Source organism: Streptomyces sp. Q6 (assembly GCF_036967205.1).
Lineage (GTDB): Bacteria > Actinomycetota > Actinomycetes > Streptomycetales > Streptomycetaceae > Streptomyces > Streptomyces citrinus.
Map to the genome: position 1 here is coordinate 24,251 of NZ_CP146022.1, position 18,633 is coordinate 42,883.

General features: G+C 67.0%; 19 protein-coding genes and 4 pseudogenes. 15 read left to right on the plus strand and 8 right to left on the minus strand.

Going from position 1 to position 18,633, the window contains the following annotated elements; all coding sequences use genetic code 11:
* Positions 1 to 22 precede the first annotated feature (22 nt).
* Together V2W30_RS00130 and V2W30_RS00135 are read left to right on the plus strand one after the other, a co-directional pair.
* Positions 23 to 979, plus strand: a complete 957-nt coding sequence (locus V2W30_RS00130; protein WP_338692554.1) for an IS481 family transposase — start codon at positions 23 to 25, stop codon at positions 977 to 979.
* A 45-nt stretch (positions 980 to 1,024) separates the two neighbouring features.
* Positions 1,025 to 1,899, plus strand: a protein-coding gene (locus V2W30_RS00135; protein WP_338692556.1) for an IS5 family transposase whose coding sequence is annotated in 2 segments (ribosomal slippage) — positions 1,025 to 1,496 and positions 1,496 to 1,899 — 876 coding nt in all. Because the reading frame shifts where the segments join, the coding sequence is not laid out codon by codon here.
* A gap of 10 nt (positions 1,900 to 1,909) precedes the next feature.
* Here the strand turns inward: V2W30_RS00135 and V2W30_RS00140 are convergent.
* Positions 1,910 to 2,431 (minus strand): hypothetical protein, encoded by a 522-nt coding sequence (locus tag V2W30_RS00140; RefSeq protein ID WP_338692558.1) that lies wholly within the window; start codon positions 2,429 to 2,431, stop codon positions 1,910 to 1,912.
* 67 nt (positions 2,432 to 2,498) lie between these two features.
* On the opposite strand from V2W30_RS00140, the pseudogene V2W30_RS00145 reads away from it, so the two are divergent.
* From V2W30_RS00145 to V2W30_RS00170, 6 genes and pseudogenes are all read left to right on the plus strand, one after another.
* Positions 2,499 to 3,161, plus strand: a pseudogene (locus V2W30_RS00145) (ISAzo13 family transposase); the annotation flags it as partial.
* Positions 3,162 to 3,242: 81 nt separating this feature from the next.
* Positions 3,243 to 3,642 (plus strand): annotated as a pseudogene (locus V2W30_RS41440) (ISAzo13 family transposase); the annotation flags it as partial.
* Positions 3,643 to 3,739: 97 nt separating this feature from the next.
* Positions 3,740 to 4,597, plus strand: coding sequence for an IS5 family transposase (locus tag V2W30_RS00155; protein WP_338692562.1), 858 nt, complete (start codon positions 3,740 to 3,742; stop codon positions 4,595 to 4,597).
* A 17-nt stretch (positions 4,598 to 4,614) separates the two neighbouring features.
* Entirely contained in the window at positions 4,615 to 5,019 is a 405-nt protein-coding gene (locus V2W30_RS00160; RefSeq protein WP_338692564.1) for a hypothetical protein, read from the plus strand.
* Positions 5,020 to 5,089: 70 nt separating this feature from the next.
* Positions 5,090 to 5,907, plus strand: a protein-coding gene (locus V2W30_RS00165; protein ID WP_338692566.1) for an IS5 family transposase whose coding sequence is annotated in 2 segments (ribosomal slippage) — positions 5,090 to 5,432 and positions 5,432 to 5,907 — 819 coding nt in all. Because the reading frame shifts where the segments join, the coding sequence is not laid out codon by codon here.
* 70 nt (positions 5,908 to 5,977) lie between these two features.
* The gene (locus V2W30_RS00170; RefSeq protein ID WP_338692568.1) at positions 5,978 to 6,313 is read left to right on the plus strand and encodes a cupin domain-containing protein; all 336 of its coding nucleotides are present in this window, start codon (positions 5,978 to 5,980) and stop codon (positions 6,311 to 6,313) included.
* 3 nt (positions 6,314 to 6,316) lie between these two features.
* Here V2W30_RS00170 and V2W30_RS00175 read toward each other — a convergent pair whose 3' ends face one another.
* Both V2W30_RS00175 and V2W30_RS00180 read right to left on the minus strand, forming a co-directional pair.
* Entirely contained in the window at positions 6,317 to 6,550 is a 234-nt protein-coding gene (locus V2W30_RS00175) for a transposase (RefSeq protein ID WP_338692570.1), read from the minus strand.
* A gap of 9 nt (positions 6,551 to 6,559) precedes the next feature.
* Positions 6,560 to 6,727 carry a hypothetical protein gene (locus V2W30_RS00180; protein ID WP_338692571.1) on the minus strand — a complete coding sequence of 56 codons (168 nt, stop codon included), beginning with the start codon at positions 6,725 to 6,727 and terminating at the stop codon, positions 6,560 to 6,562.
* Between the two features lie 321 nt (positions 6,728 to 7,048).
* Here V2W30_RS00180 and V2W30_RS00185 point away from each other — a divergent pair, with 321 nt between their 5' ends.
* Positions 7,049 to 7,387 (plus strand): hypothetical protein, encoded by a 339-nt coding sequence (locus tag V2W30_RS00185; protein ID WP_338692572.1) that lies wholly within the window; start codon positions 7,049 to 7,051, stop codon positions 7,385 to 7,387.
* A 545-nt stretch (positions 7,388 to 7,932) separates the two neighbouring features.
* On the opposite strand, the pseudogene V2W30_RS00190 reads toward V2W30_RS00185, so the two are convergent.
* Both V2W30_RS00190 and V2W30_RS00195 read right to left on the minus strand, forming a co-directional pair.
* A pseudogene (locus V2W30_RS00190) lies at positions 7,933 to 8,268 on the minus strand (sigma factor); the annotation flags it as partial.
* A 111-nt stretch (positions 8,269 to 8,379) separates the two neighbouring features.
* Positions 8,380 to 10,044 (minus strand): sulfite oxidase, encoded by a 1,665-nt coding sequence (locus V2W30_RS00195; RefSeq protein WP_338692574.1) that lies wholly within the window; start codon positions 10,042 to 10,044, stop codon positions 8,380 to 8,382.
* A gap of 717 nt (positions 10,045 to 10,761) precedes the next feature.
* On the opposite strand from V2W30_RS00195, the gene V2W30_RS00200 reads away from it, so the two are divergent.
* Positions 10,762 to 11,091: a chaplin gene (locus V2W30_RS00200; protein WP_338692576.1), complete on the plus strand. Its 330-nt coding sequence runs from the start codon at positions 10,762 to 10,764 to the stop codon at positions 11,089 to 11,091.
* Between the two features lie 199 nt (positions 11,092 to 11,290).
* Complete coding sequence (locus V2W30_RS00205; protein WP_338692578.1) at positions 11,291 to 11,413, plus strand: hypothetical protein; 123 nt, start codon at positions 11,291 to 11,293, stop codon at positions 11,411 to 11,413.
* A gap of 320 nt (positions 11,414 to 11,733) precedes the next feature.
* Here V2W30_RS00205 and V2W30_RS00210 read toward each other — a convergent pair whose 3' ends face one another.
* A complete protein-coding gene (locus tag V2W30_RS00210; protein WP_338703936.1) occupies positions 11,734 to 11,892 on the minus strand; it encodes a hypothetical protein in 159 nt (52 codons plus the stop codon).
* Between the two features lie 662 nt (positions 11,893 to 12,554).
* Between V2W30_RS00210 and V2W30_RS00215 the strand changes: the two genes are divergently transcribed.
* A complete protein-coding gene (locus tag V2W30_RS00215; protein WP_338692579.1) occupies positions 12,555 to 12,932 on the plus strand; it encodes a nuclear transport factor 2 family protein in 378 nt (125 codons plus the stop codon).
* 136 nt (positions 12,933 to 13,068) lie between these two features.
* Positions 13,069 to 13,578, plus strand: a complete 510-nt coding sequence (locus V2W30_RS00220) for a GNAT family N-acetyltransferase (RefSeq protein ID WP_338692580.1) — start codon at positions 13,069 to 13,071, stop codon at positions 13,576 to 13,578.
* Here V2W30_RS00220 and V2W30_RS00225 read toward each other — a convergent pair.
* A pseudogene (locus V2W30_RS00225) lies at positions 13,572 to 13,733 on the minus strand (IS21-like element helper ATPase IstB); the annotation flags it as partial. The gene V2W30_RS00220 and the pseudogene V2W30_RS00225 sit on opposite strands and share 7 nt — an antisense overlap.
* Positions 13,734 to 14,034: 301 nt before the next feature.
* Here V2W30_RS00225 and V2W30_RS00230 point away from each other — a divergent pair.
* Both V2W30_RS00230 and V2W30_RS00235 read left to right on the plus strand, forming a co-directional pair.
* Positions 14,035 to 14,469 (plus strand): NUDIX hydrolase, encoded by a 435-nt coding sequence (locus V2W30_RS00230; RefSeq protein WP_338692581.1) that lies wholly within the window; start codon positions 14,035 to 14,037, stop codon positions 14,467 to 14,469.
* Between the two features lie 935 nt (positions 14,470 to 15,404).
* Positions 15,405 to 16,712 carry a phospholipase D-like domain-containing protein gene (locus V2W30_RS00235; RefSeq protein ID WP_338692583.1) on the plus strand — a complete coding sequence of 436 codons (1,308 nt, stop codon included), beginning with the start codon at positions 15,405 to 15,407 and terminating at the stop codon, positions 16,710 to 16,712.
* A 195-nt stretch (positions 16,713 to 16,907) separates the two neighbouring features.
* Here V2W30_RS00235 and V2W30_RS00240 read toward each other — a convergent pair whose 3' ends face one another.
* Positions 16,908 to 18,098: a cytochrome P450 gene (locus V2W30_RS00240; RefSeq protein ID WP_338692585.1), complete on the minus strand. Its 1,191-nt coding sequence runs from the start codon at positions 18,096 to 18,098 to the stop codon at positions 16,908 to 16,910.
* Positions 18,099 to 18,633 lie beyond the last annotated feature (535 nt).

Here is an 18,633-nt window from a genome sequence, read left to right on the forward strand (position 1 = left end):
ACTGCACCACACGGAGGTCTTCGTGTCCCACCGTAATGCCCGGCTGACCGTGCACGGCAGGCGCCTGCTGGTCGAACGTGTCGCGTCCGGCCGTCCCGTCGCCCATGTCGCCGCCGAGATGGGCATCTCGCGGGCGACCGCCCATAAATGGCTCCGGCGGTGGCGAGCCGAGGGCGGGGCGGGCCTGGCCGACCGCTCCAGCAGGCCTTTGACGACACCGCATCGGACCCCGGCGAGTATCGAGGCCGACGTCTGCCGGCTGCGGACCGACCGCAAGCTCGGGCCGGCCCGGATCGGCCCGATCCTGGGACTGCCCGCCTCGACCGTGCACCGCGTTCTGACCCGCCACCGGCTGAACCGGCTGTCCTGGATCGACCGGCCGACCGGCACCGTGATCCGCCGTTACGAACGCGACCGGCCCGGCGAACTGATCCACATCGACGTGAAGAAACTCGGCCGGATTCCCGACGGCGGCGGCCACAAGGCCCTGGGCCGCCAGGCCGGCCGCGTCACCCGCAACAACATGGGTTACGACTACATCCACTCCGCCGTCGACGACCACTCCCGCCTCGCCTACAGCGAGATCCACCCGGACGAGAAGGCCGCGACCTGCGCGGCCTTCCTCACCCGCGCGGCCGCGTTCTTCGCCGAGATGGGCATCACCCGCATCGAACGCGTGCTGACGGACAACGCCTGGGCCTACCGCAAGGGCCTGGCCTGGAAGAACGTCCTGGCCGAACTCGGCGCGAGTGGCAAGCTCACCCGCGCCTACCGGCCCCAGACCAACGGCAAGGTCGAACGCTTCAACCGCACCCTGCTCGAGGAATGGGCCTACCTGCGGCTCTACACCTCAAACGACGAACGCACCGCGGCCCTGGCAGACTTCCTGCACACCTACAACCACCACCGCAGCCACACCGCACTCGGCGGCCAGTCACCCATCACCCGCGTCAACAACCCTGCGGGTCAATACACCTAGGCCGTGTGTCGAAAGTCGATCTTGGACTGTGAATGATCACGGTCCATGGGACGGGGAGATCTCACGGATGAGCAGCGGGCGGTGCTGGAGCCGTTGTTGCCGAAGGGCACGAAGGCGGGCCGGCCGCCTGTCTGGCCTCGGCGGCGGTTGATCGACGGCATACGGTTTCGGGTCCGGACCGGTGTTCCGTGGCGGGATGTGCCCGTCGAGTACGGGCCGTGGGGTCGGGTCTACGACTTGTTCCGTCGGTGGCAGCGGACCGGAACTTGGCACCGGATCCTGACCCGGCTGCAGTCCTTGGCCGACGCAAAGGGTGCGATCACGTGGGACCTGAGCGTCGACTCCTCGGTCTGTCGTGCTCATCAGCACGCGGCTGGGGCCCGCAAGCAGGGGAACCTGCAGAAAGAATCGCCGGGCGGGGTGTTCACCGAGCCCGATGATCACGGACTGGGCCGCTCACGCGGCGGGTTCACCACCAAGTTGTACCTGGCCGTCGAGCAGGGCCAAAAGCCCATGAGATCGTGATCACGGCCGGGCAGCGCGGGGACTCGCCGCAGTTCAAACCCGTGCTCAACAAGGTCCGAGTGCCCCGCATCGGGCCGGGCCGGCCACGCGTCCGGCCCGATCGCGTGAGGGCTGACAAGGCGTACGCCTCCCGCAAGAACCGTGCCTACCTGCGCCGCCGCGGGATCCGCTGCACCATCCCGGACAAGGCTGACCAGGCCTACAACCGCCAGAAGCTCGGCTCCCGCGGCGGCCGGCCGCCGCGCTTCGACCCGGTCGACTACCGCGAACGTCACGCGGTCGAGTGCGGGATCAACCGCCTCAAGAGGAACCGCGCCGTCGCCACGCGATACGACAAACTCGCGGTCCGCTACGAGGCGACCGTCCTCGTCGCGGCCATCCACGAGTGGCTGTGACCCTTGGCCATCACACGGCGGGATCCACGTTCCACGTCTCCGGCAGATCGCTGCCGCAGAAGACGCAGACGAAGTCGTCCTCGCGCACGATGTTGTGCTCCTGGCAGTTGGGGCACCGCCGGAACACCACCTCGTGGGTGAAGCCGGAAGGCCGCCCAAGTTCTACATCGTCCAGAGCATGAGCGACTGCCGGCCAGGAGGCCACGTCCGGGCAGTATCCGGTGGACTGGTTGCTGACCTCGCCCACGGCCCACCGGTCTGCCTCACGCATGAAGCTGATCTCGCCGGCACTCAGAACCATGTCCCCACCAGCGCAGGCCACGTGCTCGCTTCGCCGCGGCGCCAGCCGAAGCACACCATCCGTGCCAACCACGAAGGTGAACGGTTCGGTCAGCTCCGCTGCCGATCGCTCAGCGATCCAACCGTCGAAGTCAGCCGCCGAGCTTATCGGGCAGCCGCCGCTGCCAGGCCGGACCGCAGCCTTCAGCTCAACCGGTCCGACGTATCGGTAACTCCGCCCCCGCGTACTCACATCAGCCAACCTAAAGCACTTCCGGCACACGCCCTAGATCACCGGGATGCCGGTGACCCGGTGACCCGGTGACCCGGTGATCAGCGTGGACAGCAAGAAGAAGGAGCTGATCGGCGACTACAAGAACGCCGGGCACGCATCGCGGCCCGCAGGGCAGCCCGTGAGGGTCAAGACACACGACTTCCCCGGCCAGGCCGAGAAGGCGATTCCGTACGGAATCTATGACACGGCGGCGAAAACCGGTTGGGTCAGCATCGGCACCGATGAGAACACCGCGGCGTTCGCCGTCACCTCGATCCGGCGCTGGTGGCAGGCCTGCGGCCGACACGGCTACCCCCGCGCCCACCGGCTGCTGATCACTGCCGACGGCGGGGGCTCCAACGGCTACCGCACCCGCGGCTGGAAGACCCAGCTCGCCATCCTCGCTGCCGAGACCGGCCTTGAGGTCACGGTGTGTCACCCGCCGCCGGGCACCTCGAAGTGGAACAAGATTGAGCACCGGCTGTTCTCCCACATCACCATGAACTGGCGCGGCAGACCCCTGACCAGCCATGAAGTCATGCTCCAAACCATCGCCTCGACCATCAGCCGCACCGGCCTTACCGTCCATGCCGAACTCGACAGCGGTGAGTACCCCACCGGCGTCCGCGTCAGCGACGACGAGATCGCCGCACTGCCCATCACTCGCCATCGCTTCCACGGCGACTGGAACTACACCCTCCACCCCCAGCGCTCGATGGACGCGGCGAGCGCCGGCAGCAGACCGGACGAGGCCCCGGAGGACAGACCGACTCGCCTCATGCGGCGTTCGCTCCAGGACCCGGAACTGACCGGGAGGCACCGCCGACAGCTCAGCGAGCTCATCGACTCGCTGACTCCAGCGATGGAGGTTCAACGCGAGCAAGTGCTCCGCACACGTCGAGGCCACGAGCGCCTGGTGGCCCCTGGCGCAGGTGCCAAAGCCAAGCTCACCTCAAGCCGATAAGGTCCCGGTCACCGTGCTCCACCTGCGAAAACTCGCGACCATGGACCTCCTGGGCCAGCTCTTCAACACCATCGCCATGACCATCAGCCGCGCAGCGAGAGACGTCCGCCCGCTCCTGGAAGCCCATGGTGTTCATCTCCCCGCCTCAACAGCCCGTTTCCGCACACCAGATGACATCGCCCGGTTCCTCGACCACGGCAACACCAATCTCGAACCGACATGTTGATTCCCGGCAAACTCTAAGTGGGTGTTCTGCGAGTCGTCGTGGCCGGTTGTCCGGTTTGAGGGGTTGCGGTTGGCCGCTTCTGCGGTGTGCTGGAGACGTGGCTGATCGGCAGCCGTACCCGAGCGATCTGTCGGACGAGGCATGGGAGTTGATCCGGCCGGTCATCACGGCCTGGAAGGGGCAGCACCGTTCGGTCAGCGGCCATGAGGGCCGGTACGAGATGCGGGAGATCGTCAACGCGATCCTGTACCAGGCCCGGGTCGGCTGCCAGTGGCGCTATCTGCCGCACGACCTTCCGCCCTACACCGCGGTCTACTACTACTTCGGGCTGTGGCGCGACGACGGCACCGACCAGACCATCCACGACCTGCTGCGCTGGCAGGTCCGCGAGTCGAAAGGCCGGCGCGAGGACCCGTCCGCGGTCGTGATGGACTCCCAGACCGTGCACGTCTCGCTCAACGCCCCGAAGGAGACGACCGGCCTGGATCCGGGCAAGAAGAGCCGGGGCCGCAAGCGGGGCATCGCCACCGATGTGCTCGGTCTGCTCATCGCGGTGATCGTGGTCGCCGCGAGCGTGCACGACAACGCCATCGGGATCACGCTGCTGGACAAGGTGGCCGCCGACAACCCCGGCGTGGTGAAGAGCTGGGTCGATGCCGGGTTCAAGAACGCCGTCATCGAGCACGGCCGGTCACTGGGCATCGACGTCGAGGTGGTGTCCCGGGATCCGCAGACCAAGGGGTTCGCCCCGGCCCCGAAACGGTGGATCGCCGAGCAGACCTTCGGCACCCTCATGCTGCACCGCCGCCTGGCCCGCGACTACGAGACCCTGCCCGCCAGTTCGGCGTCCTGGATCCGCTGGTCGATGACCGACGTCATGACCCACCGGCTCACCGCCACCACCACTCCCACCTGGCGGGACCCGCCACCGGCCCGCCGGCCCGGACCGGCATGATCGTGTGGGAGTTGAGCATGCAGGAGTTCCTGGAACAGATCGAGATACGCGAGGCCGCCGGCCGTGACCTCGCGAACCGGCTCCGCACCCAGATCGCCGAGCTCACCGCCCAACTCACGGCCGCCGAACAGGCTCTGGAGCGACTGAAGATCACCCGGGAAACCATCCTGGAGATCGGCCCGGACCTTCCCGGCGGCCTCGCCCCGCTGCCCTCGGCCTACCGCCAGATCCTCGCCCTCTTCGAGAACACCGCGGACGGACTGCACCCCAAGGACGTCTGCCTCGCCCTGGACACCGGCACCGAGCCCCGGCACGTCGAAGGCACCCGCGCCAAACTGAAACGCCTGGTCAGCCGCGGCATCCTCACCGAACCCGAGCCCGGCCTCTTCCAGCTACCGCAGCCAACCCCGCCCCCGGACTGACACCCGGCGAAAGCCCACAGAACACCCACTAAGACCGTGTCCTACGTGGTGAGGCGTCGTTAACCTCGGTATGGGGCGGGGTACGTGGAGTTGGATTGTTCCAGACGGGCTGTGGGAGATCGCGAAGCCGCTGATCCCGCCCTCGAGGGTGCGGCCGCAAGGCGGCGGAACGCAGGACACGCCTGATGAGACGCTGTTCGCGGCCATCATCTACGTCCTGGTCAGCGGCTGCGCCTGGCGCCAACTGCCGCCCTGCTTCGGGATATCGAAGTCGACCGCTCACCGCCGGTTCCTGATCTGGTCGAGAGCCGGTGTCTGGGGCCGCCTGCACGAAGCAGTGCTACACCGCCTCGACGACGCCGGCCTCATCGACGTCACCCGCGTCGTCCTCGACACCGCCCATGTCAGGGCCAAAAAGGGGGCGAACACACAGGTCCGAGCCCTGTGGACCGGGGCAAGCCGGGTTCCAAGATGCACGTCCTGTCGGACGCGAACGGACTGCCCCTCCTCGTCGGCATCTCGGCCGGCAACACCCACGACAGCGAAGGTCTCAAGCCGATGATCGAGGGTCACCAAACGAGACACGACCCCCACCGCGGCCGACACTTCAAGCCTCAACGCCTGCACGCCGACAAAGCCTACGACCGCGCCGACCTGCGGAAATGGTTACGCGGCAAACGCATCGGAGTACGGATCGCGCGCAAAGGCATCGAGTCCAGCGAACGATTAGGGCGACGCCGCTGGGTCATCGAGCGGACCATGTCCTGGCTGTCCGGCTACCGACGTCTCAGCCCTCGCTACGAACGCAATCCCCGCAACTACCTGGCCTTTCTCGGGCTCGCTGCAGCCATCTGCTGCTACAAGCGTCTCATTCGACTCACCACGTAGGACACGGTCTAAGAACCCATAACAGGATCACGGGTATCGCGCTCCCCGGGCCTAGCGTTAGGGTCCGGCCATGGAGATCCTCAAGGGCGCAGGCGTGTGGACACACCCCGGCGAAGCCGGCAATGACTGGATCGAGCAACTACGCACGTCGGATCTGTCGGTGGGAACGTACTGCATCCCGGTCGGCGGGCGTGATGCCCAGAGCCCGCACACCGAGGATGAGATCTATGTCGTCACAGCCGGACGCGCCAAGATCGAAACACCAGGCCGAACGGACGAGGTGAGTCCCGGGACGGTGATCTTCGTGCCGGCCGGTGAAGAACATCGCTTCACAGAAGTGACCGAAGACCTGGTGCTGCTCGTGGTGTTCGGGCCTGCGTACGGCTCGCGCTCACCCGAATCCTAGCGGTCAGGAGGCGGCCCTCCTCAGACGCTGCGAGCAGATCAGGCTGCAGGCCAACGCCAAGAAGGCGTCGCGGAGTGCGACGCGTCGTCGCGAACGCACGGCGAGGCATTTGAACTGATGGAGCAGGGGGAAGGTCTGCTCGACGACGTAACGGAGCTTGCCCAGCGCTTCGATATGAGAAGCGCCCTTGCGGGAGATCTCCGGCATGATCTGGCGACGCCGCAGCTCACGCCGCACGGCCTCCTTCTATGTCGCGCGGCCGTGAGAGCCGTCCACGTACGCGCGGGACCAGTCGAGTTCGCCGGCCGCGTGGAGTTCGGCGAGCAGAATGCGGTGCAGCCGGTTGAAGACACCCGCCTTCCGTCTGCGGTCGAGGCGCAGCCAGCAAGTCTGTCCGGAGCCGAACCCCAGCACAGGGGCAGCAGTTGCCCGGCTATGTCGTTGGGCAGGACATACAGGATGCCCTGCAGACACCGACAGTCGTCCACCGGCCGGGGGCTCGGCGACCGTGCTTCCGCAGTAATGGGGCTCGTTGAAAATCACCAGGGGCGCTCAAGGTGTTCGCCAGAGCTGCTCACGTCGGGTCCCCACTTTCATCACGCCCCCCGGACGGACATCACTCGGGAGGGACCTCCCGGTAGCCCGCCAGTATCCGGACGGGCCGGGCTCGTTGATGACGAAGACGGCGGGCAGGCAGGCACCGACCTCAACCACCGGTCGTTGCAACCAACACGTATGCTTCCCGAGATCACAACAGGGGCAGGCATGGACTGGGTTGCATGGGCCGCAAGCGGGGCGGGAGTACTCTTCATCGCTGCGGCGATCTACGGGTACGCCACACGTCCCGACGCACCACGCGACGCGGCCATCAAACACACGACCTTCCGCATCCGGCTACCACTCCTCATGGCCTGGTTCTTCCTCTGGCGCGAACTCCCCAATGCCCTACAAGCTCCCTGGGCGGTCGACGCGACAGGCGACGTTATCGGCCTCGCGGCCGTCGTCATCGTTGCTCTTGCCGTACGCCGACGCCGCCGCGCCACCCCAGACGGCGATACCGGCCCAGCCAGGTAGTTCCACACCGGTCCGAACATCCCGCCCGTGATCCGCTTCGACAACTCCCCAACCCATCACCGGTGGGCAATCAATTTCAAGCATCCGATCATGCTCGCCACCCCCACCACTCATTTCCAAGCACAACAAAGTGGCCCAGCAAGAGCATCGTCGGCGAAGTCCAAAGAGCGCCATCACCAGGCTCCTGGCGATCGAACCAGACGACCGGACACTCGCTGACGGCCGCGTCACTCGGGCTGCCTCCTCCGATCCGCTCCAAGGCCGAGAGCACGTTGCCTACATGCGTCGCCACCTGGACGACTCCGCCGGCGCTTCACGCAGTGCACCCAGTGCCGCGAGGCCTGCGGCCACGATGAAGCGTTCCATCAGCAGCGCAGCCTGTCGATGAGCGCCGACAGCTACCGCCTGGACGATTCACTCGATGACACACCACTGTTCATCGGAGACCCCGTTCCCTGACTCACCCGCGCGGCCGGAATGGTTGTCGTTCATCGTCGGCCTCCCACCCGCGTCAGCGGAGCAAAAGAGAGCGGCGGGCGGTGCTCCGCGGCCTTGTGGTCTCGAGCGGCAGCAGCCTCGGTCGAGCGGACCCGGTCGATGGCGCGGCGGTGAGCCAAGGTGAGAATCCAGTTGCGGACGGTACCGCGCTCGGGCCGGTAGCCGGGGGCTGTGCGCCACACCTCGACATAGACCTCCTGAGCCACTTCTTCGGACTGCGCGTGATCACGCAGCACCTTCTGCACAATCCCGAACACGGACCCGGCCACAGCGTCGTACAGTGCGGCGAACGCGTCCTGATCGCCTTGCGCCACTTTCGCCATGAGTTGCTGCAGGTCTGGCTTGCGCTCCGGGTTTGGTCCGATGGGGATGGCTTGCGTCATGTACGGCCTTCCGGCTGCCGGTGTTCGGCGGCTGGTTGCGGGGAGCCTGGTGCCCCGCCGACGCCCCCCTCGGCGGCGGCGGGTTGCGCCTACCTGCGCTCGTACGCTGATCTAATCGACACTGACCACCACCGAGTGCCAGCCGGATGCCCCGTCCGGGATCGTCTGCGTGCGCTTCTGCGTCTGCGTCTCACCTGTACGGTCCGTCGCCCGGATGGTCAGTGTGTGGCCGCCCTTGGTGGCTTGCCACGGATAGGACCACTGGCGCCAGGTGTCTCGCGTGTCCTCGTCGGCGAGTCGGGCTTGCTCCCACGGACCGTCGTCTACGCGTACCTCGACCTTGTCGATGCCGCGGTGCTGTGCCCAGGCGACACCGGCCACCATCACGGTGCCGGCCTTCGGCCGGGCGAAAGGCTTGGGGGTGTCGATGCGTGACTGCGTCTTGATCGGCGCGCGTTGGGCCCAGTCCCGCTTCACCCAGTACGAGTCGTAGGCGTCGAACGTGGTCAGCTCGATGTCCTCGATCCACTTGCAGGCCGACACGTAACCGTAGAGACCGGGCACCAGCATGCGCACAGGGAAACCGTGCTCGAAGGGCAGCGGTTGTCCGTTCATGCCGACGGCGAGCATCGCGTCGCGGCCGTCCATCACGTCCTCGACCGGGCTGCCGATGGTCATCCCGTCCACCGAACGCGCCACCAGCTGATCAGCCGATCCACCCTTCGACGGGGGCTTCGCACCGCACTCGCGCAGCAGGTCTGCGAGACGGACACCGATCCAGCGGGCGTTGCCCACGTACGGACCGCCGACCTCGTTGGAGACACAGGTCAGGGTGATGTTCCGTTCGATGAGCGGCATCTTCAGCAAGTCGTCGAAGGACAGGACCCGTTCACGGGAGAGGCCCTGTCCATGGATGCGCAGCCTCCATGTGGTGGCATCGACCTTGGGTACGACGAGCGCGGTGTCGACACGGTAGAAGTCGTCCGTGGGCGTCATGAACGGACTGATTCCGTCGATCCGCAACGCGGCGCGCTTCGGTACGGGGGTCGCCGCCGAAGCTGCCGGGGGAAGCACGACGCCTTTGCGGGAGGCGACGGCGTTCTGACCCTGCGAGTCATTGAGGGCACGTCCCGCGAGGCCGGCGCCGGTGGAGGCCGCGGCCGCCGCGGTGGCCGCGAGGATGAACCCGCGCCGGTCCCAGCCGTCGCCGCCTGTCGCCCCTTCGTGGTGCGTGGCTGCCGCACCGTCATCCGTGCCGATGGAGTCAACTTCGTCCCGCGAGGGATGGTGTCCGGGTGCCGACCGGGTGCGCCGCCCCAGTCTGCCGATCAACGCGTACAGCAAGCAGGCGCCCACCACCGAACCAGCAAGGGATGGGAACGCGTCGCTGACACTGGTGGAGTCGGCTCGGGCAGTGGCGGCCAGCGCCCCGACCACACCGAAGGCAAGTACACAAAGCGAGCCGGTCAGCCGCCAACGCGTGGCCAGCATCCCCACGACAAGGGCAAGAACGCTGAGCACGGCGAGAATGCCGAGCTGGAGCACGAGCTTGTCGTTGGTGCCGAACTGTCGGATCGCCCAGTCCTTCACGGCGGGCGGTGTGCGGTCGATCGCCGCCCCTCCGACTGCGATCACGGGCCCGGACTCCGGGCGTACGGCCACGGAGACCAGTTCCGCGACCGCGATGGCCGCATAACCGGCGAGCAGCCCACTCAGCGCACCCAGAGCAAGACGCCTGATGCCGTGCAACGGCCTGGGGAAATCGTCGTCGTCCATGCCTGGAATCCGTTCTCATGCCACGCCCGGATTGGTCGTTCACGCCATCGAGGGAGGAAAAGATGCCGCGCGAAAGCTCTACCAACCCTGACGGCAGCAAGCGGACAGACAGCGCCGTAGACACTCGCCCCTTCCCCACATCGGCGCCCGTTTCCCTCGTCGACGAGCACTGAACGCGTAGGAAACGCCCCAAAGACCACGTGGCACGGGGACACCGGATTAACGCCAGACCAGCGAGCGCTGCACACGGCTCTTGGAGTCAGGAAGAGTGCACCGACGAGGCGTTGGAGTGTGCGGTGGAGCTGGAAAGGCTGCTCCATTCGGCAGGCCGGTGGTTGGAGCAAGAGGGCATCACGAGGGCGCCACGATGGGCACGGCGCGCGGTCAGGACCTTCGGCGCCCGCACCCTGCACAGGCTGCCGAGCGATGTGGCGATGTGGGCGCCGGCAACGGCACAGCGGCAGGGGCCCTCCGGCCGCCCGCACCGCGTCAGGCCGTACTGGCCGCCATCGAGAGCGTCACCCAAGACCCCCCGCATAGAGAGGAGATCGCACGTGGCGGCCCACCGAATCGATCGCAGAACTGATCCGAAAGGGTGAACAAGGGTGAATAGACCAATCCCGGTCTACCGGGCGCAGCGGATTGCTGATGAGGAGCAACCAGCTCTTCGCACTGCCCGCCGAGGGCAGTGCCGTTCACACAGTTAAGGAACGTTCCATGTCTCGAGTGCTGAAGAGTGCGGCGGTTCTGGTGGCCGTGGGCGGGGCCGTCCTCGCCGGTACGGGCGCCGCCTCCGCCGACAGCGGGGCCCAGGGTGCCGCAATTGGTTCACCCGGTGTGCTGTCGGGCAACGTCGTCCAGGTACCGGTCCACGTCCCGGTGAACGCCTGCGGCAACACCGTCACCGTCATCGGTCTGCTCAACCCCGCGTTCGGCAACACCTGTGCCAACGGCTCGAGCCACTGGGGCGGACACACCTGGGACGAGGGCGACATGGGCCACCACGGCTCGATGAACCACGACGGCGACATGGGCATGTGGAAGTAGTCCACCGCCCATAGGCACCGACAGCTGACCCATCCGCGGCCTGCCGTCGCATCACGCATCCCTGGTGCCGCAGAAACACACGGCGCCGGGGATGCCGTGCCCATGACCACTGCATGATGCGCCCCCGTGCCGGCTGGGCCTGTTCGAGCGCGGTCGCGCTGGGCAGGGCGCCCGGCCTGCGCAGCAGGAGCTCCAGGTAGTGGTCGAATTCGAGGTGTTCACCGGCCTTCGCGACCAGCCGCTCGTGCCGCGCGAGTTCGGCGGTGATCCGGCCCCACATCATCCGTGGTCATTAACCGGACAGACACATCCGGTGGACTGACCAATTGATCAGAGAGGCATGCTCTCGTCCACGGAAGCCGGAGCGATGCACGCCCGCGCCGCTCATCCTTGTCATGACCTGGCGGCCCCCCGGCCTGTCACATGGGCGCACAGGGCCAGCGCCCCAGCACTCTCATGTCACGCCGCCGACCGCTTCGCGGTCGCGCGAACTCATCAGCGGTCATACCCGCGAACGAGCACCGGGGCCGCTGATCCATCGCGGGCCAACCTCTTTTACCTTCCAAGGCTTCTATACGTCTTTGCGTCACCGGCGCGAATCAATGCGTCGACGATCTGACGGAAAGGATCGAAGCCTGTGGACTAGAAATAATGCTTTCGCCCGCCGACGGCCCGCCCGGTCGCTCCCAGGATCCACAGAATCGCACCCACCAGAATCAGGATCCCGCCTATCGTCGTCAGAAGGCCCATCCCCACCAGCAGCCCGATGATCAGCAAAATCAAGCCAAGAACAATCATCACGAATCCAATCCTCGGTCATCAGCTGCCATTCAGCGGCAACACACCCCGAGTACCCCGACCCCCACCCACCATGCACACGGCAACGCACTCCAATGAAGAGAGACCTTCAGCGGTCCGTTACGAGGAACCCGGACTGCCCGCGCGCCCGCCACATAAACGAATCGCTCACACCCCGGACAGTCCCAGCACTCGCCAACGCGCCGGGAGACACACAGCCATCCGCCGTACCTGAAGACCGCAGACACCGCAACAGTCCACGAAAGGCCCCCTTCGTGGCGACGGGGCGAGGACCGCGCCGGCATCGGGTTTCAGGGCCGGACAGACGGTCAAAAGCGTGCGCGGGCCAGCACGGTGTGAAGATTCTCCGCGGTGAGGGGTGTCAGAGGGGCGTTGCGGACGTAGTCCTCCTCCAGCGGAATGCCTTTTGTGAGGCCAGCACGGTGTGCGCACGCGCGTGCAGAACCCCTCATCGGCCGCCTCTCACGTCTGGCTCCTCAAGGCCGACGGCGTGCAGCTGCACACCATCACGCCGAACCGCAAATGGTCTTGACGCTCCGTCAAATCGCAGCTGGTATGCGGCGCCAGCGGGGTGCGCGAGATGGTGCACCGTGGTCGGGAGACAGCTCACGGGACGAGCGCGAGGCGAGTGGTATTACTGGTGCATGCAGGAAGAGACCGCGCGCTCCGCGATCGACACATTCATCTCCGCCTTCAACGCCTCGGACGACAGCTACGTCACTGCGCTGCTCTCCCAGGCCCTCACCTCGGACGTCGTCTTCTGGGGACCGTTGGGCCGTAGTGAGGGAATCGAGGCGGTCGAGCGGTTCGTGCTGGACATTCGGCGCCACCCCGCGGGGACCGGCACGATGGTGCGCTGTTCGGCAGTGGACATGCCCGACGAGTGGGCCCGCTACCAGTGGGTCTTCACCACACCGGACGGAGGCCCCCGCCTGATGGGAACAGACGTCGTCCACCTGCGGCGAAGCCTCATCGATCAAATCATCGTCTTCGCGGGACAGATCGAACCGTCCGCCTCCTGAAGCATTCCAGCCTCACCCACCACCCCGCGGGCAGCACTGTCAGACTGCAGAACGCTCCAAAACCTCCGCCGGACGAATGTACGGCTCTGGAGGGAAGGTGTCAGGCGCCGGTGCGGGCCCGTGCGAGGATCCCGACGTGAATGATCTGCGCTTCCGCCTCGCTGACGACACTGACCTCGCCACTCTGGTTCGTCTGCGCGACGACGCTGCCCGCTGGATGCTCGCCCAGGGCATTACCGGCCAGTGGCAGCCCGGTCAGCTGGACGAGAACCACTTCCGCCAGTCCATGGCGCGTGGTGAGGTGTGGCTCGCCGAGGCCGATGACCGCGTGGCCGGGGCCTGGGAGGTGTGGTGGGAAGACGAGGATGCCTGGGGGTCACAGCCACCGGTGGCCGGCTACGTTCATCGGCTGATGGTGGACCGCGGCACCCGGCCGGGGACGGGACGGCTTCTGCTGAGTGCTGCGGAGCGCCGCGTTGCCGCGGCGGGGCGGACGCTCGTGCGTCTGGACTGCCTGGCCGACAACGCGCGCCTGAACGCCTACTACCTGGACGCCGGCTACCGGGTTGTTGGCCACAAGACAGGCAAACCGCAGCCGGGCGGCGCACCCAAGTCATTCACGCTCCTTGAGAAGGACACCATGTAGCCCAGCTCGGCCACGCGGAGAAGAGCGATGCGGCCGTAGCGGGCGGTTGTCGTGGTCAGGAGCTTCTCGTACGCGGCCTTGGTCAGCTCGTTGACCAGCTTGGTGGCGAGCATGTCGCGGACACGAAAGCCGGTCGTCGCTGCCTCATCCCGCAGAACACGCCAATGCTCCTACCGCGAACCCCCGGGTGTTGGCAGAACCAGAGACGTCACCCTACGGCGAACCCGGGCATCCCCCCACTCTGAGCAAGAAGTGGTGTCAGCTCTCACATACCGCAGCAGGCCCGGGGCCTGTTCGGCCAGGCTCGGCACGGGCAGGGCGCCAGGCCTCGAGGCGGTAGGTATGACGGTGCCGATGTACGCCGCGGCCGCAGTGCGCCCGGGCGGATGTGGCGCCTGAAGTCGCCCGTCGGCACGCCAGGTTCCTGGCACGGCCGAACCCGCTACCGTCACGCGCATGACGATCCGGCGCAACGTTCGCGCGGTACTGCTCGACGGCGATCACCTGGTGTTCCTGCGCCGAGGATGGCCAGGCGGTCCCAGCTACTACGAGACCGTCGGCGGAGGTGTCGAACCCGAAGACGCCAGCCTGGAAGCGGCCCTGCGCCGCGAAGTCATGGAAGAGATCGGCGCCACGATCGGCCCGGTCACCGAGATCCTGACCCTGACCGACCCGGGTGAGAAGGTCACCGTCGTCCGGCACTACTACCTCGCCCAGGTCCTGGACACGGATCCCGACCTCCGCAACGGCCCTGAAATGCGTGACCCCGACATCGGCACCTTCTCGCCCGTCCGCATCCCCCTGGACACATCAGCCGTGGCAGCACTGGGACTTCAACCGCCTCAACTCACCGATTACCTGCACAAACACGTCACATCATGGCGTACGTGACAAACACCCAACCGCCGCGGACCTCCTCCGGGTCCTCTGGGCCCCCTTCGACCACGAGAAGGGCCGCACAACCCGAGAACCGTCCTCTTCTGGTGCTCCGCCGCCACCGTCACCGACGTTCTTGACGCACCGCGCGAGCCGCCCATCGTCCAGCGGGACTGCTACCTCCCGGAGCCCTACCTGCTCTCCTCCGAACAAGTCACCGAGTACCCCAACCCCTCGGAGCTCCACAAGGAGCTGCGGGCTCAGCTGGATGGCGCGAGCCCCTGGGAGGTGATCCACCCTGCTCGGTACGAAACATACGCGGACGACCCCGGCGAGCTCTACCGGAACAACCCCGCCACCCGCGGCTGGAAGACCGGCGGCTGGACCCACTAGACCCTTTTCCGGCCCGAAGTCACACCCCTGCCGAGAGTGCCGCTCTGAGCAAGTCCCGTTCCTCACGATCGCCCCATGAGACGGGGACGGTGGCGGCGGAGCCTGGGTCGCCGAGGAGGAACCGGCACGCCAGGCGCGGCGCGCCCTGAGTGCCTGGAACGGCAACTGCACCTTCGTCGACATCGTCGGTGGCTGCGGCCTGCAATTCCTTGTCTGCCCAACATCTCCGAGGCATTCGGACACCGGACTCGTCCCGTAAGCACGGTCGGCCGCCAAGCACGGGCTACCCACGGGCTACCTCCGAAGGCATGCCCGGCGGAGTCACAGCGCCTGCTCTGCGCCGCCGGGCAGATCCATGGAGCAGCGGCTCAATCCCAGCCGGCGTCGCTGGCAGCGCGTTCGCCAGGCCGAGGACGGGTGAGTCCATCACATCGAACAGCAGGACAGGTCGGTACTGCTGGGTCGACTGTCTGGCATAACGTGACACCACTCCTTGCTCGATCAACACAACAACACCTCTACTTGTCATCGTCAACAGCCCAGCGAAAGGCCCGACCATGAAACGAACGCTCACGCTGATCACCGCGCTGGCCGTCACCGCGCTGACGCCGACCGCGGCGCACGCGGCGGTCAAGAAGGCCAAGTCGCCGCTCAGTTGCGAGTCGCGGACGTTCACCTCGACACCGGGCCCGAGCTTCAACGACCCGGAGAACCCCGACGCCCGGATGAACGTCATGGGCCCGATCATTGAATCGATCAACAGCGCCAGTTGCGGGCAGACCATACGCGTCGCCATGTACTCGATAGGTAACACGCAGCCGGGCCCCGACTTCGCCAACGCCCTGATAGCCGCGCACCAGCGCGGCGTCATCGTCAAGGCGCTGATGGACGCTCACAGCGACAATGCGATCTGGCAGACGATGGTCACCGAGCTGGGCAACGACCCGCAAGCCTCCAGCTTCGCCGCGTTGTGCCCGGGCGGCTGTCTCACTCACTATTCCGGCTCCGCCCTGCACGCGAAGTACTACATGCTCAGCGGTGGGAGCGACGCGAACAGGACGGTGACCGTCACCAGCGCCAATCCCACCTCCGCCCAGGCCAACACCGCGTGGAACAGTGGCGCCACCGTCAAGGGCAACGTCGACCTGTACAACTCCTACGTCCGCTACTTCACCGCCATGTCGAAGGGGGCGCTGGGCGGCCCGGGTCCGCTGGTGCCCGACTACTACAACTCCACCAGCGGCACGGACGCCAGGACGACACTGTCCCCGCCCTCCTACCAGTGGCCCAAGGCGCGCTCCAAGAGCGACACCTGGGTCGACTTCCTGAACAACATCAAGGCGCCGGCCACGATCAACATCGCCATGTACCAGTGGACTTCCCACGGGGACCCGGGTGACCGGAACTACCTGGAGCTGCCGAAGAAGCTGGTCAGCCTGGCGCAAACCGGTGTCAAGATACGCATACTGTTCACTGCCGGTCAGGTTGACAGCAGCGTGCAGAACTACCTCAAGGACCGGCCCAATATCGAGGTGCACGACACCACCCGCGGCACGGACGCGAACGGCCACGCCCTGCACTACACGCACGACAAGTACATGTCGGTCAGCGGCACCTACGCGGGTACGGCCAACTCCAGACTTGTGTTCGTCGGCTCCTCGAACTGGACGAGCAACGGTGTCTGGCACAACGACGAGTCGGACCTCAAGCTGGTCGGACAGACCAACTACGACGCGTTCATGACGGACTGGCAGAACCAGTACAACCGCTGCTGCGGGACCGTGGCACGGCAGTTGAGCGCCGAGGAGCGCGCCGAGAACAAGGCACGTGAGATTCCGATCGACCCGAAGCAGGTCCAGGAGTAGGCACGGCGGGAAACACACCACCGCGTACGTGGATCACACCTGCGCGCCTGGCTCACCCCCGCTCGAGCGGAGCGGGGATCTCACCGGCCCTGTGCGAGCGAGCGGCGCGAGTCCTCTCGGGTGTTCGGCGACCGCCTTCCGTGCCTGGTCGATGCTCGAACACCGAGGACTCCCGCCGGTGCCCGCGGTGCGGTGTCACTCCGGGCCGACGGCAACGCGCAGGCCGCGGATCACGTAGCCCCCTATCTCGTCCTGGAATGTGACGCGGGGCGGCGTAAGCATCCGCACGCCCTCGAGGGCGAAGAGGTGGCCGAGGAAGACGTTGGCCTCCATCATCGCGATGTCGGCTCCGGGGCAGCGGTGCGGCCCGTCGCCGAACGACAGGGCGGCCGCGTAGCGGCCCGTGGTCGGCCGGCCGGGGCAGATGGTTGTCGGGGTGGCACCGACGGCGTCCGGGTCGGTGTTGGCCTCGTCCACGAAGAGGTCGATGCGTGCACCCGCGGGCACGGTGACCGGGCCGTCGGCGCCGGGCACGTCGAGGGCGCCGGTGGTGCGCCGGGCCAGCCGGGCGACCGCGGGTTCCAGGCGCAGTATCTCGTGGATCACCGCGAGGCGTGCGGTCTCGTCCCCGGCCATGTAGCGCTCGCGCAGGGCCGCGTCCGTGAACAGGTGCCATGCGGCCACGCAGAGGAACTCGCGGGTGGTGACCATGCCGGCGGCGGCGTAGGTGAGGCACTCGCCGAGGATCTCGGCATCCGAGCAGCCCTCGGCGATGAGGTGGGAGATCAGGTTGTCGGCGGGCTGTGTGCGGTGGGCTCGGACGGCAGGGCGGACGTCGGCAAGGTAGATCCGCAGCCAGTTGGTGTTCTGGCGGACGAGCCAGTAGATCCCCTGCGGGCTGGTCAGGCCGGGCCTGCCGAACTTCTCGGGGAAGAAGCGTTCCAGGCGGCGTTGGATGCCGGGTCTGCTGTGGGTCAGTCCGATCACTCCGCACGCCACGTCGATGGCGACGCCGAAGGTGAGGTCCTCCAACCGGGCCTCGCCGTCGGTCCGCAGGGTGTCCAGGTGCTTGCGGGTAACGCGTTCGGTGAGTTCGCGATAGTGCTCCTCGACGCGGCGGGGGGTGAAGTAGCGGGCCGTCTGGCGGCGGTGCTCCCGGTGTTCGGGCCCGTCGCGGTAGAGCACGGGCCGCCGAATCCGGGCCGGCATCTTCTCGACGGTCTCGACGCCCAGGCCCGCCTGGACGGTGTCGGTGCTACGCAGCACGGCGCGCGCCGCCGCGTAACCGCGCACCTGCCAGGTGCCGTCGTCGCGGCGGCCGACCGGACAGCTTAGGCCGGCCGGATCCCTGCGGATCTTGCGTACATCATCGCTCGGGTCGTCCATCGGACGCGGCCCCCGTCCTCGTCATGCCGCCCCAGGAGAGGCCGCCGTCAGGTGTGTGCCGCCAGCGTTCAGCATGTGCACGCCGGCCGCCAGTCCCTCGGCCGCCCCAAAAGGCAGGGTCGTTCACTCTCATCGACCGACGTGCGGCCGTGGACATCGGGGTCGTGGACGTATGCCCTCAGCCTGTGAACAGCCGGAGGACGGTTTCGTACCGGCTCTTGGCGAAAGTCCTTGAAGGGCTGCGAGCTCACGATGAAGAGGCCCTGGAACAGCGTGCGATCCCCCAGGAGGAGCAGAAGGCTGACGTGAAGCCGTCTGAGTGCATCGGTGGGCATCTGTGTACATCGGCGCCGCGCCCAGTTCACACCATCACGTCCCGGCCCGCGTCGAGCACGTCTTCGCCCGCATGTAGATCTGGAGAATCCCTCCGCGACTGCCGACGCAAAGGCGACGGAAGGCACCAAGTCAGGCTCGGCGTCGCCCGTCTGCACACCCACAGTCTCGGCGGATGGGCGGGCGGCCCGCCGCCGGGCGA